Genomic DNA, 14211 nt, shown 5'->3' with positions numbered 1-14211 from the left:
TTTTTATGCTTAAAATTGCTTTCCATCCCATTTATAAACATCCACTTCCGGAAGGTCACAGGTTTCCTATGGAAAAGTATGATTTGCTTCCAAAGCAATTGTTACATGAAGGTACCTGTGAGGATGAGAATTTTTTTAAGCCTGACCCCATCGATGAGAGTTTGATTTTAAGAGCCCATACTGCAGTATATGTTGAAAGATTAAAAAATCTGGATCTTAGTAAAAAAGAAATCAGAGTTTCAGGATTTCCACTTTCACAGGAACTTGTGGATAGAGAACAGATTATTGCACAGGGAACAATCGATGCCTGCAAATATGCACTTGAATATGGCGTTTCCATGAATATAGCCGGCGGCACTCACCATGCTTTTTCAGATAGAGCTGAAGCATTCTGTTTATTGAACGATCAGGCAATCGCCGCTCGATATCTACAAGATCAAAATCTGGCTCAAAAAATCCTGATCGTAGACCTGGACGTACATCAGGGAAATGGTACAGCGGAGATCTTTCAAAATGATGATTCTGTATTTACATTTTCGATGCATGGAAAGGGAAACTATCCATTTAGAAAAGAAACCTCTGATCTGGATATCGAAATCCCGGATGGCACAGGTGATGAAGCTTACCTCAGGCAGCTAAAAGAAGTACTTCCAGAACTTATTGAAAGAACAAAACCTGATTTTATTTTCTATCTCTGTGGCGTGGATATTTTAGAAACCGACAAACTTGGCCGACTCTCCTGTACTATAAAGGGATGTAAAGAACGCGACAGGTTCGTATTACAAACCTGCCACGATCTTCAGATTCCTGTGGAGTGCAGCATGGGTGGTGGTTATTCAAAAGAGATCAAATATATCATCGAAGCTCACGCCAACACTTATAGAGCTGCCCAGCAGATCTATTTTTAAGAACAATCTACTATTTACCAAGTAGTAAAAGCTCCTGGCAAACTACTTCAGTTACATATCTTTTAATACCATCTTTATCCTCATAACTTCTACTGGTTAGTTTTCCTTCGATTCCGATTTCTTTCCCTTTCGGTACGTAATTTTCCACCAGCTCAGCGGTTTTGCCCCAGGCAACGATATTGTGCCATTGTGTATCAGTTATTTTCTCACCTTTTGAATTCTTATAACTTTCATTGGTGGCTACCGAAAATTTGGCTAATTTCTTTCCAGATTCAAGATTTACGATTTCAGGCTCATTTCCTACATGCCCGATCAATTGTACTGTGTTTCTTAAAGTGCTCATAACTAAAGATTTTATTGCAGTTGAAAATCATTCGTTCATTTCAACAGGACAAAGATGTAGTGAAGAGCAAAGACTAATCGGTTGTAAAGCACTTGTAGTTGTTTACTTTCGTTTGCAAACATTTGAAAACGTATAAATTATATTCGAGAACATTTTTTATTAATTTTTAAACAGGAATGAGAATACTTACTGGAATTTTGATCGTATTAATTTTTATAGGATGTAAATCGCACGAAGACGATGATAAAGTTCAACATGAAGTCAAAAAAGAAGCAATATCGAATAGAACTGATACCAAAATTTTTGGTGATAGTTTAAAAGTGATATACAAATATAGTGGTGACACAATTTTTGAAGATCATATTGACCTCAAAGGAACTTCCGATGATAATTATGATAGTAGTTTTAGCATTACAACCGTTTGGTCAACTAGAGAAATGGATATAATAAATTGTTCTCAAATGTTATCCTTACCGCAAAAAAATATAATCTTCTCTTATTGTCTAAGTGATTTAAAGCGTAGAATTGAAGATGATATTGAAAATTCTGGAGAAGAATCCTGGAATTTGGATCGGTTAAACAAATTGAAAAAGGAACTTGTACAATTAGAGAAAGGAAAACGTGATAGTTTAACGTTCAAATCTCATCATTTAAATTTCTTAGTTCTGAAAGATTTACAATTTTCTGCGTGTGATAAAGTGTCTAAACGCAAGGCAAGCAAAATGAAAGTAGGAAAGTATTTAATAAAATTCTCCAGCGGTAATTCGTCAGGTGGCACTCATTACTATTTACTCACTAAAGAAAATGATACTATCGGCGAATTTGAAATTAGAGAGTGGATTACTTAAAAGACCTACATTATCATTCCAGACAAATGAGGGATTGTATATCCAAACATATTATATCAATTAGGAATAAGAATGGTGGATCAGATGAAAACGCGTCCTAGATCGAAAATTTTGATCATGGATAAACTTAGCACCATAATATTATCTCATAATCAACACTAATCAAAAATCTAAAACCAAATGATTCACAAGTCTATTCTTATTTGCATCTTCACCTTCTTCGGAAGTCAGATGATCTCTCAAGCTTCAGCTCAGGAAACCCAGGCATTTTATATCAACATCTTTATCAACGCTGAAGAAACCTATTATGTCGAAACTGAAAAAACTAAAATTGAAAATATTGAGCATAAGGTTTCAGAAATTGTGAGAAAGAAACCATTCAGAATTGATCAGCAGATTGTATATAGAATTTTCGCAGATAAGAATTTACCTATGGCCAAATTGATTGATCTGGATCAGAAGTTGAGCAATGCTTATAGTGATAATATCCGCCGGGAAAGGTATTTACTAAATACTGTGGAAATGAATATCGATGGAAAAAACTGGTTTGAATCTATAAATATGAATAGTTTAAACTAATTATAAGACGACGTTTAGAGCCCGTATTTCGCAGCCATTTTTTTTTATATTATATTCATATTGCTGAGCAATCCGAAAACCTAAAAAGCTACGAATCCATAGATTATGCTAAATTCTCCTGCCCCGTAGTTTGAAGTCATGATTGTTATACAGATTAAACGCAACCATTTCAGGAAATGGCCATCTAATAGATACAAATATTAATTATGAAAAAATTCAGCCTCCTACTTCTACTTTCTATTATTCTAATGTCCTGTGATAAATCTGATGACGCTACAGGTAGAAAAGAATCGGTCGAATATATCGTACATGAAAATTCAGCCTTGAAAATCAGTGAAAATGACTTCGGTACCTTTGTTGAAATTGTTGATGGAGATCAGTTGGTTTTTGAATATATCTTTACTGAAGCATCTACTCCTGAGATTGCCGATAGCGGTTACACCCACTATCTTTATTTCGAAATGACTTCAGAAACAGAAGATTTTACCATTACTTCCGCAGAATTTGAATCGAGCAACACCTATTTAAGACTTTCCTGCTTTTGTCCTGTTACAGATTTCAGAAGAGCGACATCTGGTAAGATCACTGCACAAAAGATCGGTAATCTGAAATGGAATATAAGCTTCGATGTAGCCGCAGATTTTACCATTAATGGAGGGGAAGAAGAATTTTCTGAAAGTATAGAGTTTAAGGATTCAGGAATATTTCAGCCGCAATAAAATTTACTAACTAACCGCCTAAATGATAAAACTCCCTTATGAGATCTCTAGCAACATATTTTCTACTATTTAGTTTAGCTTTTTTACAATCCTGCGGTACAGATGATGATGAAGACTGTTCAGCAACAATCTGTGACGCCGGGTATGCCGATTTAAACTTTCAAATCATAGATAGCAATACCGGTGAAAACATCTTTGACAACATAGCATCTTCTGAAGGGATCACGGTAGTTGAAACTTCTAATGATCTTGAAGCCGATTTCCAGGTTATTGAAAAGAATGAACAGAAAATTCTTGTAGTTTATACTTTCAATGATGCTCAATTTTCAGTGATGTACGAAGATGAAGAAATATTTACATTTTCGGTGGAAGGAGAAGCTATTACTGAAGGTTGCTGTCCTGCAATAGCGATAACAGATTTAAGTATTGAAGGCGCAGAATATAGGTATGATGAAACGAATGATATCCATGTAGTTGAACGATCTGTTCGTTCACATTTCACTAGTGATGAAAGTCTTGAAAATTACCATGCATTCTTCGAAAACTCAAGACTTCAGATTGATGCTATATCAGATTCTAATGATCTCGGGATGGACGTAAAGCCTGGTAATAAACTGGTTTTCAAATTGCTTCAGTATGAAGATCCTATTCCCGAAGCCGTAGACGACGAAATTACTCGCATCTTATATTTTGAAGTAGATCCAAATGCTAACAATTTTTTGATTAATTCAGACAACTTTTCAGAATATAAGGTCATAACAGGTATTTCAGGGAGCATTTCTAATATTACATTTGTAGAACATGGAGAGATTGTTGGTGAAAAGCTGAACGACAATGAATGGAAAATAAGTCTGAAAACCTCTGCAGTAACCGAGACCGATATAAACATTAATGTTGATCAGGCTGAAACCATTTTTACAAAAAGCACCTATGAGGATGTATGGATGCCCATCTATTATACGCATCTTTTCTACTAGAAAACAAAGGTGTTAAACCCTATAAAAAAGCTTTTTAGTATATTTCCCTATGCAAAAGACTTGCGAGGAGTGCAACGAAAAGATCGTTGGAAGAACAGATAAAAAATTCTGTAGTGATTATTGCCGTAATGCATATCACAACAGGATGAATAAAGATGCAAGTAACCTCATCAGGAATACGAATAACTCGCTGCGGAAAAATTACCGGATACTTCAGGAACTAAATCCCGGTGATAAAACTTCGGTTGCAAAATCTAAATTACTTTCCAGAGGTTTTAGCTTTGAATTCTTCACCAGCATTTATACTACCAAAACAGGAAAGCAATACTTCTTTGTGTATGACATGGGGTATCTGCCGCTTGAAAATGAGTTTTACGCATTGGTTAGAAGAAATTGAAATTTTATTCTACCTAAGATCAAATAGAAAAGCCTAACTTTTGATGTATGCGGAATCTCACATTACTCATTATTCTAATTTTCTACGGAATGACTTCAAAAGCGCAGATCCTGCAACAATACCAATGGGAAAACCGAATCATTGTCGTGTATTCTAATGAAACTGAATTAGATCTCGTATCAAAGCAATTGGACTTACTAATGGAAGAACCAAAAGAGCTTTCAGAAAGAAAACTTTTGGTAATCACGGCTAATAACGATCAACAGAAGATAGTTTTTCCTGAAGATTCAGAATGGCTACGTTCATCCTTAACAGACGAACTAAGAATTTCTGTAGAAACTGAATTTGAAGTGTTCCTACTTGGACTGGATGGAGGCATTAAACTAAAGCAACAGGAAATTGTTCAAACCGAAAAATTATTCAGCCTGATAGATGGTATGCCTATGAGAAAGGCAGAAATAAGAAGAAAAGATCAATAACTCCAGGTGTGTGATTTTAATCTTAGAGCAGCTTTAAGAACATCTCTCTGTGAAATCTGACCTATCAACTGGTTATTTTCCACAATAGGAAATCTTCGGAATCTCTTTTCAATAAAGATCTTCGCGGCATCCAGAACATTCATATTCCCATCTATAGTTTCCACATTACTAATCATACGTTTCCCAACCGTGAGATCTGTCATTGGCATATTATAATACCTGCTGTCAGAAATTTGTTTCATACAATCGCCTTCAGAAATAATTCCCAGCAATTCATTCCGCTCATTTACCACACAGCCACCAGAGATGCCATGTTTAATTAATTTCTCTACGACATCCATGATATTTTCATTTTCCCTGAAGGTGATAAGCTTCTCGGTCATATAATCTCTCACCAGCATCGGAACTTCCGCAGGCTTTTCAGGCTCTGCTCGTTTACCCATAAAACTTTTAATACCCATAATTTATTTATTTGATTACCAATTACTTAAATATAAGGTTTTTCGATTTGTTACGCATGACAGTTATTCTGTTATTCATATTTCAAAAACTTAATTAACTTTAAAACTTTGATCCTCATTGCATGAACTCTAAATTTTCCGGCTTAATAGCTTTCTTGCTGATTTTTGTAGCAGTTTGGCTAAGTTTTAATTTCGACGCTCCCCAGGCCAGGCTTTCCGAAGAAATTCCTTTAGATCAATTTTCAACTTCAAGGGCTTTCCAGCATGTGGAAGCTATTGCACAGCAACCACATTATGTTGGGAGCAGTGAGCATCCAAAAGTTCGCAACTATATCGTACAGGAATTGCAGAAAATGGGACTGGAAGTACAAACTCAGGAAGATTATTTTCTCAATTCCAGTGCTATTTTAAGCAAACCACAAAATATCCTTGCCAGAATTAAAGGTTCAGGAGATGGTGATGCGTTGATACTTATGACTCATTACGACAGCGCCACACATTCTTCGCCAGGTGCAAGTGATGCAGGAAGTGGCGTGGCTACCATTCTGGAAGGCATCAGGGCATTCCGCGAAAAGGAAATTCAACCTAAGAATGATATTATTTTGCTCTTTACAGATGCAGAAGAAATTGGTTTGATAGGTGCAGAGATCTTTATTAGGGATCATCCATGGGCGCAAGATGCACTAGTAGCGCTTAATTTTGAAGCCAGGGGAAGCGGTGGAAATCCATTTATGCTACTGGAAACTAATGGCATGAATGCGAAGTTGATCGAAGCATTCGCAGAAGCTAACGTCGAATACCCAGTAAGCAACTCGCTTGCCTACAGTATCTATAATATGCTTCCAAACGACACAGATCTTACCGTCCTGCGTGAAAAAGGTAATATCAATGGTTATAATTTTGCTTTTATTGATGATCATTTTGACTATCACACGGCGAATGATACTCCCAAAAATCTGGATGCAGAAACCCTTGCCCATCAAGGTACCTACCTTATGCCGCTGCTTGCTCATTTTACCGAAGCAGATCTTAAAAATTTATCCAGTGACAGGGATCTTATATATTTCAATTTGCCTTTTGGAGAGTTCGTAAAATATCCTTTTGACTGGATCTTGCCCATGTTGATCGTTGCCATTGCAATTTTCCTCATCCTGGTCATCTACGGAATTCGAAGAGACCGCCTGAGTATTACTGAAATCTTTAAAGGTTTTTTACCTATGTTAATCAGCATTGGTTTATCAGGTTTTCTAAGCTGGGCGTTCTGGCAGTTCTGTCTATTTATTTACCCGGAATACTCAGAAATGGAACATGGCTTTACCTACAATGGCTACTGGTACATCGCATTGATCATCTTTCTTTCCCTGTCAATTAGTTTTATAACCTATCATTGGTTTCGCAAACGTTCACATAAAGCTTCCATATTTATAGCGCCACTTGCATTATGGCTGGTGATCTGTACACTAGTTGCTGTATATCTTAAAGGAGCTGCATATTTTATCATTCCTGTATTCTTCGGACTATTACAACTCTTTGTAATGATAAGACAAAAGAGACCAAACCGCATTTTAATGGTCCTACTGAGCTTCCCCGCCATTGTTTTACTTCTGCCCTTTATCTGGAGTTTACCGGTCGCACTGGGCCTTAAAACCCTTTTCATCACCGCAAACCTGGTAAGTCTGGTGTTTATGTTCCTGCTACCCCTTTTCGGATACTTCAGAAAACTCAAATCATTTGCGGTTTTATGCTTTTTGGTTTTTAATATTTTACTATTTACAGCGCATTATTACTCAGAATTTTCTTCGGAAAGACCTAAACCTAATAGTTTGGTTTATCTGAAGGATCTCGACCAGCAGGCTAATTTCTGGTATAGTTATGATAAAATGGAAGACTCCTGGACGAGCTCTTACTTTACTGAAGGCTCAGAAAATTCAGGAACAGAATCCAACTTCAGCAGTAAATACGGCAGTAACTTCCGAAGAAAATCCAGCGCTCCGGAAGTTGATATTCCCGAACCTGCAATCCTACTGCAAGAACTCGAAAACGACACATTAGCGAACTTGAAGTCCTATTCTTTAAAGATCGCTCCAAATCGAGATATTAACCGCCTGGAATTATATGAAATCCGGGATGTAGATTTTAAAGAGTTCAGAGTAAATGATCTTACAGCTGAAGATGAGCAATTAGGAGAACAATATTTTAATATGCATACGCAGCGCTGGAAAGAACGAATTCTTACATATTACGCCTCAAATCGGGATACTTTGCGAATTGAATTCGCAATAGCACCGGAAGATGAGCCAGAATTTGTACTTTACGAATCGGCTTACGATCTCTTCGAAAACGAAGAATTAAAGCTTGAAAAAAGACCTAAGGATATGATCCCGCGGCCATTCGTTTTGAATGATGCTACAATTTTAAAGAAAACCATAAGAATAAAGGAATAAATGAAGATCGCGATTTTAGGATGTGGATGGCTTGGTTTTGAGCTTGGAAAAGAATTAAGAGCCTTGAACCATGAGGTAAAAGCTTCTGTTACCAGAAATGAAAAGTTTGTTGATCTTCACGCCGCCGGACTCGTTCCCTACACGATCAAATTGTATGAAAAAGGAATACAGGGAGATATCAGGTCTTTTCTCTCCAAGTCTGACTGTATTGTGGTGAATATCCCTCCCGGACTTAGAAAAAATCCCGACGCCGACTTCGTTTCAAGAGTTAGAACCATTGTTCCTTACCTGGAGAAAAGTTATTGCCCAAGGATCATTTTCGTGAGTTCAACTTCTGTTTATAAAAATGAACCTGGTTTTCCAGAAGTCAATGAAAATACTGAAACCGATAACTCTTCCAATATAGCAGTTCAGCTACGAAATGCCGAGTTATTATTGCTGAATAACGAAAACTTTAAAACTGAAATTTTGCGTTTTGGTGGTTTGATTGGCGATGATCGCCATCCTGTGAATCAGCTTTCTGGAAAAAAAGATCTAAGCTCTCCAAAAGGCCCGGTAAATCTCGTACATCGTCGTGATTGTATCAAAGCAATTATAGCTTTAATAGAGAAGCCTGCTACCAATGGTATATTTAACCTGGTACATCCAGACCATCCTTCACGTGAAGATTATTATACTCGAATAGCGCAGGACAGGGAGCTTGAAGCCCCACATTTCAGCGATGAAAAGTCTTCAGAAGGCAAAATCGTAAGTTCAGAAAGATTTCAAAAAGAGCTCAATTTCAAATTTGAACATTCTATTTATTAGCTTCTGGCATAAGCTTCAGCATAAGGTGACCAGATCTCTTTGATAGGATCACCCTTGGAACTTTTTCCTGAATGGATCCAATTCCCGTCTTCGACTTTATAATTAAAATCGAGACTTGCTCCCACTCTACTGGCATCCCTGGAGAAAAACTCTATATTCTCTACATATTTCCCATCCTCTGCAGCATAAGTCCCACCGCCTGTACCAAAAAATTCTCCAGTTGCCGAGTTAAATGCCACCCATTGGAAACGATGGCCGCCTAGCATTTTAATAGTTCTTCGATCACCCGGTGTCATTCGGTTCATTTCACCATTTCGCTCTCTACCCGTGATTACCCAATTTCCCGTTAATTCATTTTTATTTCCTGACACTCTTATCCATTTCTGAATGGTTTCGCCTTGTTCTATACTGAAACTGTTGTTCTCTTCAAATTCGATCTTATGTGCAATAAATTCTGCTGAAGGTTTTTCCTGCCTCGTGTCAAAATCAATTCGAACCTGATCGTCTTCACTATAATATTCCCCACCACGTGCCCAAAGAAATTCATTGGAATCTGGATCTTTAGCACCTTCAGTAAAATACGAGTCAGCATAAATACGAATTACCTCTTTGCCTGTTACTGCCTTGCCATTTTCCGCAGCGAGCTTCCAGGAACCCTGAAGGGATTGAGCCTGTATATTCAAATTAAATACTAAAACTAAAAGGAGTAGAATACTTTTCATGATATAGATTGTATCTTTTAAAAATAAGAAATAAATGATCTAAAAGATCTTTCCGAAGTATCAAAAAAACTATCCATGAGCGAATTTCAGCATTCAGAAAACACAATGAACGAACAACCTATCGCAATTGTTACGGGAGCGAATGCCGGCCTGGGTTTCGAAACTACAAAGGCGCTTGCGGCAAAGGACTTCAAGGTGATCATGGCCTGCAGAGACCTGGAAAAAGCCAAAGAAGCCCGGCAACAAATTCTGAACTGGCATGGAAACGCTACAATGGAGATACAGGAACTAGACCTGGCAAGCCTGGAATCGGTAAGATCCTTTGCTTCAGAATTTAGATCTAAAAATGAAAAGCTTGATCTTCTAATAAATAACGCTGGTGTGATGATGCCACCTTATCAAAAAACCGAAGAAGGTTTTGAGCTTCAATTAGGAGTGAATTATTTAGGCCATTTTCTACTTACTGGTTTATTGAAGGAAGAATTGACTACTTCGAAAAGCTCCAGGATCGTGACCTTGAGTTCTATCGCTCACAAAAATGCCGAAATTGATTTTAATGATCTGCAGAGTGAAAACTTCTATTCAAAATTTAAAGCTTATGGGCAAAGCAAGCTTGCCTGCCTGCTTTTTAGTTTAGAACTGGAACGAAGATTAAAAGCTAATTCTTTAAGCCACGTAAGTTCACTTGCCGCCCATCCAGGTGTTTCCTCCACAGAACTCATGCGACATTTGCCGGAATGGCTTATGCTTATCGCCAAACCCTTGCAACCATTCATCTCTCATTCTGCGGAAAAAGGGGCGCAACCTACTCTCAAGGCAGCTTTAGATAAAGAACTGACAGGTGGTTGCTATATTGGGCCTGATGGTTTTAGAGAAATGAAAGGGAAGCCTGCAGAAGCTGAAATTGCCAGACAGGCTAAAAACAACGAAACAGCCGCAAAATTATGGGCTGTTTCTGAAGATCTTACCGGGATAAAATTTTTAAGCTAACTATTCCTTAGTCTCTCCGTATTTATCATATTCCGGGTATAGAAAGTTATTATATGGAAATCGCGTGATGTGAATTTCACGTACGGCCTCATATACTCTTTTTCTAAAATGTTCAAAATTCTCTTTTTCGGTAGCAGAAATAAAAACCACGTTATTGCCCATTTTGTTCATCCAGGTTTTCTTCCATTCCTTTAGCGTATAATGCGCAGATGTTCTCTCGGTTACAAGATCATCTTCCTCGATCTCTTCAGGCTCGTAAGCATCGATCTTATTGAAGACCATAATGGTTGGTTTTCCTAAAGCTTCGATCTCTGTTAGAATCTGGTTAACGGAAGCGATATGATCTTCAAAATTAGCATGAGATATATCTACCACGTGCAAGAGAAGATCTGCTTCACGAACCTCATCCAGCGTAGATTTAAAAGATTCTACCAGTTGAGTAGGCAGTTTTCTAATAAAACCTACGGTATCACTTAACAGAAATGGCAGGTTGCGAATCACTACTTTTCTCACCGTGGTGTCAAGCGTGGCAAATAATTTATTTTCAGCAAAAACGTCACTTTTACTAATCGCATTCATCAGGGTAGACTTCCCTACGTTGGTATACCCTACAAGAGCTACACGAACCAGTTGTCCTCTGTTACCTCTCTGTACTTCCATCTGCTTATCGATGGTTTCCAGTTTTTTCTTCAGTAAAGATATTTTATCTCTAACTATACGACGGTCGGTTTCGATCTCTGTTTCCCCGGGACCACGCATTCCAATACCACCACGCTGTCTCTCAAGGTGAGTCCACATTCCGGCAAGTCTTGGCAATAAGTATTCATATTGCGCTAGTTCCACCTGCGTACGGGCGTAACTGGTCTTTGCCCTCTGGGCGAAAATATCCAGGATCAGGTTAGTCCTGTCCAGAATTTTAGCCTTTAGTATTTTTTCTATGTTCTTCTGCTGAGCTGGTGTAAGTTCGTCGTCAAAGATCACGGCACCAATTTCATGTTCTGCCACGAATTCACGTACCTCTTCCATCTTACCGGTTCCAATAAAGGTTTTAGGATTCGGCATGTCCATCTTCTGCGTAAAACGTTTCTGCACTTCACCACCAGCGGTAAAAGTTAGAAACTCAAGCTCGTCCAGGTATTCTTCAAGTTTATCCTCGTTCTGATCTTTGGTAACTATACCTACAAGAACAGCTTTTTCAAAGGACAGGTCGGTTTTTTCAATCATAAATACAAAGATAATCATTAGATGGCTTCTGCATTCGAAGCCGCCATACTTCAACAAAAATTTAACTGAAAAAGCCCGTGAAGTTCACGGGCTTTTCATAAATCAATAGGTTTTCTCTAGAATCCGAAGTTGATCCCGACTCCAAATACTTCACGAATCTGGAATGCTCCAACAGCGTTATCATCATAGATCGCCTGGAATATCAGGTTTGCAGAAAGGTAATCATTGATTCCCATATTTAGATTCAGTAAATAATCAATATCTACATTCTCTGGGTTCTCGAGGTAGTTTGAATATAAAGCTAGTGAATGCTCCATTTCTACATTTTCAAGGATCTCATAGCTTAAGAAAGCGGTAAGTGCAGCGCCTAATTCGAACCTGGTACTTTTTCCTTCATCCACTCCAAAGTAGTCCCCATCAACATAACCTGCACGGCTTGTAAAATCACTATCCACAAAGATCAATCTTGCCGTGGCCGGTGCAAGGTTTACCATAAAATTCTCACCTTTCTTATACATCATCCCAGGACCGGTTTGTAAATAACCTGGTGATAGAAAATGGGTGGTTTCGGTTCTAATAGTTTCTCCAGTTTCAGCATCTTCGGAAAATTCATAACCTTTAGCAAACTGAGTTCTGAAGTTCAAAAACCATGAATAATAAAAATTCGTATCTTCTATCTGCTTCCCGGCGATACTGTTCAACTCAAGTCGGTCACTCGTTTTACGTTCAAATTCATCATCTTTTACTTTCGTAAGTCCGTAATTCGCCAGAATTCTGTTATCCCAGGTGAAATCATCTTTACGATAATTGAACTGATAATCTACAGTTAAATTTCCAGCGATACTGGAAGTTCCACCGCCTGTCCATTCTTTGTTGAAGGCAGACTGGTTGAATAATAACTGAACATTTCCTTCTTTTTGCCATCCATTGGGTGGGATGGAATCGTTTTCTTCCTGTGCAAAGGAAGATCCAAATAAAAACAGCGCAATGGCCGTGAATAAAACTTTCTTCATTACTATTTTCTAGGTTTTTTATAGAGCGGAACTGAAGAACAAGCCTCTCCATACATTAAGCTTTTAACTACAGGTTGTAGTTTCTGCATGATCATTATATAAGCATTCTTTGGAACTGGTTTATTGGAGCATCCCTTGATAATTACAGGCTTATCCTCCAGGTCACTAACATCCAGACCATCGATCACTTCCTGGTAAAGATGACTTTCCAGGTTTTCCAGGTCTCCGATAATGGTCTTTTTAGCAACATCCTGCAAGTAAGAGCTAACCAGCATAAAAGCCCACGATGGGACGATCGCATCTGTAGAACATACAAGGGCAACATATGCACCCTCATACTGTCCCCAGTCATGATTTTTTGCCTGTTCTCTAAAATCTTTTTCTCTTAGCACAAAGCCTTCGAGTAGCCAGTCACTAATGTCAAAAACTACACGCTCCCCTTTGGGATAAAAATCTTCAAGATTAAAGGTAAACAGCTTGCTTTCGGCGATTCTATTTACGATTTCTTCAGCCATAAAGTATTTTTAGAGCAATCCTAGCTCAAGTTTCGCTCCTTCGCTCATTAGATCCTGGCTCCATGGTGGATCAAATGTGATCTCCACTTCAGCATCTTTTACCATATCCAGAGACTTCACTTTCTCTTCTACTTCTAACGGAAGGGTTTCTGCCACCGGACAGTTAGGGGTAGTCAGGGTCATCAATATTTTTACGTCATAATCTGTAGATACCATCACGTCATAGATCAAACCTAATTCGTAGATATCCACCGGAATTTCCGGATCATAGATCGTCTTTAAAACTGTTACGATCTTCTCTCCTAATTCCTGTGTATTTATTTCCTGCTCCATCTTAATTCAATTGTGTTTGATATGCCAAAGCATACATTTTTAATTGTTTGATCATACTTACAAGTCCGTTTGCTCTGGTTGGAGACAAATGTTCTTTTAGACCAATTTCATCAATAAACTGAGTATTTGCTTCAATGATCTGTGAAGGATGTTGATCTGAAAATACTCTTATCAGGATCGCAACAATTCCCTTGGTAATGATCGCATCGCTATCTGCGGTGAATAACAAACGATCACCGTCAAGCTCTGCATGAACCCAGACTTTACTTTGACATCCTTTTATAAGATTCTCTTCTATCTTATATTTTTCGTCTATTAGCGGAAGTGATTTCCCAAGTTCGATCATATATTCATAACGCTGCATCCAGTCGTCGAACATTGCAAACTCATCAATTACTTCATTCTGTTTTTCCTGAATCGTCATAACTCAATTTTGCACAAAAGTACGACAT

The 14211-nt window shown here is 38.0% G+C and carries 18 protein-coding genes; 10 read left to right on the top strand and 8 right to left on the bottom strand.

The features are described 5' to 3' along the window. The first annotated feature begins 5 nt into the window (after positions 1-5). Positions 6-908, top strand: a complete 903-nt coding sequence (locus ABVM50_RS05280; protein ID WP_405200279.1) for a histone deacetylase — start codon at positions 6-8, stop codon at positions 906-908. 10 nt (positions 909-918) lie between these two features. Here the strand turns inward: ABVM50_RS05280 and ABVM50_RS05275 are convergent, their stop codons facing one another. Further along, on the bottom strand, positions 919-1251 hold the full coding sequence (locus ABVM50_RS05275) for a single-stranded DNA-binding protein (RefSeq protein WP_141876589.1): 333 nt from the start codon (positions 1249-1251) through the stop codon (positions 919-921). A 176-nt stretch (positions 1252-1427) separates the two neighbouring features. On the opposite strand from ABVM50_RS05275, the gene ABVM50_RS05270 reads away from it, so the two are divergent. The 6 genes from ABVM50_RS05270 to ABVM50_RS05245 all read left to right on the top strand — a co-directional run bounded on the left by ABVM50_RS05270 (position 1428) and on the right by ABVM50_RS05245 (position 5250). Beyond that, positions 1428-2099, top strand: coding sequence for a hypothetical protein (locus ABVM50_RS05270; RefSeq protein ID WP_405200278.1), 672 nt, complete (start codon positions 1428-1430; stop codon positions 2097-2099). 180 nt (positions 2100-2279) lie between these two features. Next, positions 2280-2678 (top strand): hypothetical protein, encoded by a 399-nt coding sequence (locus ABVM50_RS05265; RefSeq protein ID WP_405200277.1) that lies wholly within the window; start codon positions 2280-2282, stop codon positions 2676-2678. Between the two features lie 206 nt (positions 2679-2884). Beyond that, a complete protein-coding gene (locus tag ABVM50_RS05260) occupies positions 2885-3397 on the top strand; it encodes a hypothetical protein (protein WP_405200276.1) in 513 nt (170 codons plus the stop codon). A gap of 38 nt (positions 3398-3435) precedes the next feature. Continuing rightward, a complete protein-coding gene (locus tag ABVM50_RS05255; RefSeq protein ID WP_405200275.1) occupies positions 3436-4374 on the top strand; it encodes a hypothetical protein in 939 nt (312 codons plus the stop codon). Between the two features lie 49 nt (positions 4375-4423). After that, positions 4424-4771, top strand: a complete 348-nt coding sequence (locus ABVM50_RS05250) for a hypothetical protein (RefSeq protein WP_405200274.1) — start codon at positions 4424-4426, stop codon at positions 4769-4771. Positions 4772-4818: 47 nt separating this feature from the next. After that, positions 4819-5250 (top strand): DUF4174 domain-containing protein, encoded by a 432-nt coding sequence (locus tag ABVM50_RS05245; protein ID WP_405200273.1) that lies wholly within the window; start codon positions 4819-4821, stop codon positions 5248-5250. Here the strand turns inward: ABVM50_RS05245 and ABVM50_RS05240 are convergent. Continuing rightward, positions 5244-5711 (bottom strand): CBS domain-containing protein, encoded by a 468-nt coding sequence (locus ABVM50_RS05240; protein ID WP_405200272.1) that lies wholly within the window; start codon positions 5709-5711, stop codon positions 5244-5246. The genes ABVM50_RS05245 and ABVM50_RS05240 overlap by 7 nt on opposite strands. 155 nt (positions 5712-5866) lie before the next feature. Between ABVM50_RS05240 and ABVM50_RS05235 the strand changes: the two genes are divergently transcribed. Together ABVM50_RS05235 and ABVM50_RS05230 are read left to right on the top strand one after the other, a co-directional pair. Next, positions 5867-8155 (top strand): M20/M25/M40 family metallo-hydrolase, encoded by a 2289-nt coding sequence (locus ABVM50_RS05235; protein ID WP_405200271.1) that lies wholly within the window; start codon positions 5867-5869, stop codon positions 8153-8155. Beyond that, the gene (locus ABVM50_RS05230; protein ID WP_405200270.1) at positions 8156-8962 is read left to right on the top strand and encodes an NAD(P)H-binding protein; all 807 of its coding nucleotides are present in this window, start codon (positions 8156-8158) and stop codon (positions 8960-8962) included. On the opposite strand, the gene ABVM50_RS05225 is transcribed toward ABVM50_RS05230, so the two are convergent. Beyond that, entirely contained in the window at positions 8959-9684 is a 726-nt protein-coding gene (locus tag ABVM50_RS05225) for a hypothetical protein (RefSeq protein ID WP_405200269.1), read from the bottom strand. The genes ABVM50_RS05230 and ABVM50_RS05225 overlap by 4 nt on opposite strands. A 75-nt stretch (positions 9685-9759) precedes the next feature. Here ABVM50_RS05225 and ABVM50_RS05220 point away from each other — a divergent pair, with 75 nt between their 5' ends. Next, positions 9760-10674 carry an oxidoreductase gene (locus ABVM50_RS05220; protein ID WP_405200268.1) on the top strand — a complete coding sequence of 305 codons (915 nt, stop codon included), beginning with the start codon at positions 9760-9762 and terminating at the stop codon, positions 10672-10674. Here ABVM50_RS05220 and hflX read toward each other — a convergent pair whose 3' ends face one another. The 5 genes from hflX to ABVM50_RS05195 form a co-directional block, all read right to left on the bottom strand. Continuing rightward, entirely contained in the window at positions 10675-11898 is a 1224-nt protein-coding gene (gene hflX, locus ABVM50_RS05215) for a GTPase HflX (RefSeq protein WP_405200683.1), read from the bottom strand. 116 nt (positions 11899-12014) lie between these two features. After that, on the bottom strand, positions 12015-12911 hold the full coding sequence (locus tag ABVM50_RS05210) for a DUF3078 domain-containing protein (protein WP_405200267.1): 897 nt from the start codon (positions 12909-12911) through the stop codon (positions 12015-12017). Positions 12912-12913: 2 nt separating this feature from the next. Then, entirely contained in the window at positions 12914-13426 is a 513-nt protein-coding gene (locus ABVM50_RS05205; protein WP_405200266.1) for a DUF2480 family protein, read from the bottom strand. Positions 13427-13435: 9 nt separating this feature from the next. Beyond that, positions 13436-13759, bottom strand: coding sequence for an iron-sulfur cluster assembly protein (locus ABVM50_RS05200; RefSeq protein ID WP_026914726.1), 324 nt, complete (start codon positions 13757-13759; stop codon positions 13436-13438). Between the two features lies 1 nt (position 13760). Then, positions 13761-14183, bottom strand: coding sequence for a SufE family protein (locus ABVM50_RS05195; protein WP_322301746.1), 423 nt, complete (start codon positions 14181-14183; stop codon positions 13761-13763). Positions 14184-14211: the final 28 nt, after the last annotated feature.

Source organism: Christiangramia sp. LLG6405-1 (genome assembly GCF_045055805.1).
In the GTDB taxonomy this organism is placed as follows: Bacteria; Bacteroidota; Bacteroidia; order Flavobacteriales; family Flavobacteriaceae; genus Christiangramia.
The sequence above is the reverse complement of the archived record's forward strand: the minus strand, read 5'-3'. Positions and strand labels throughout refer to the sequence as shown.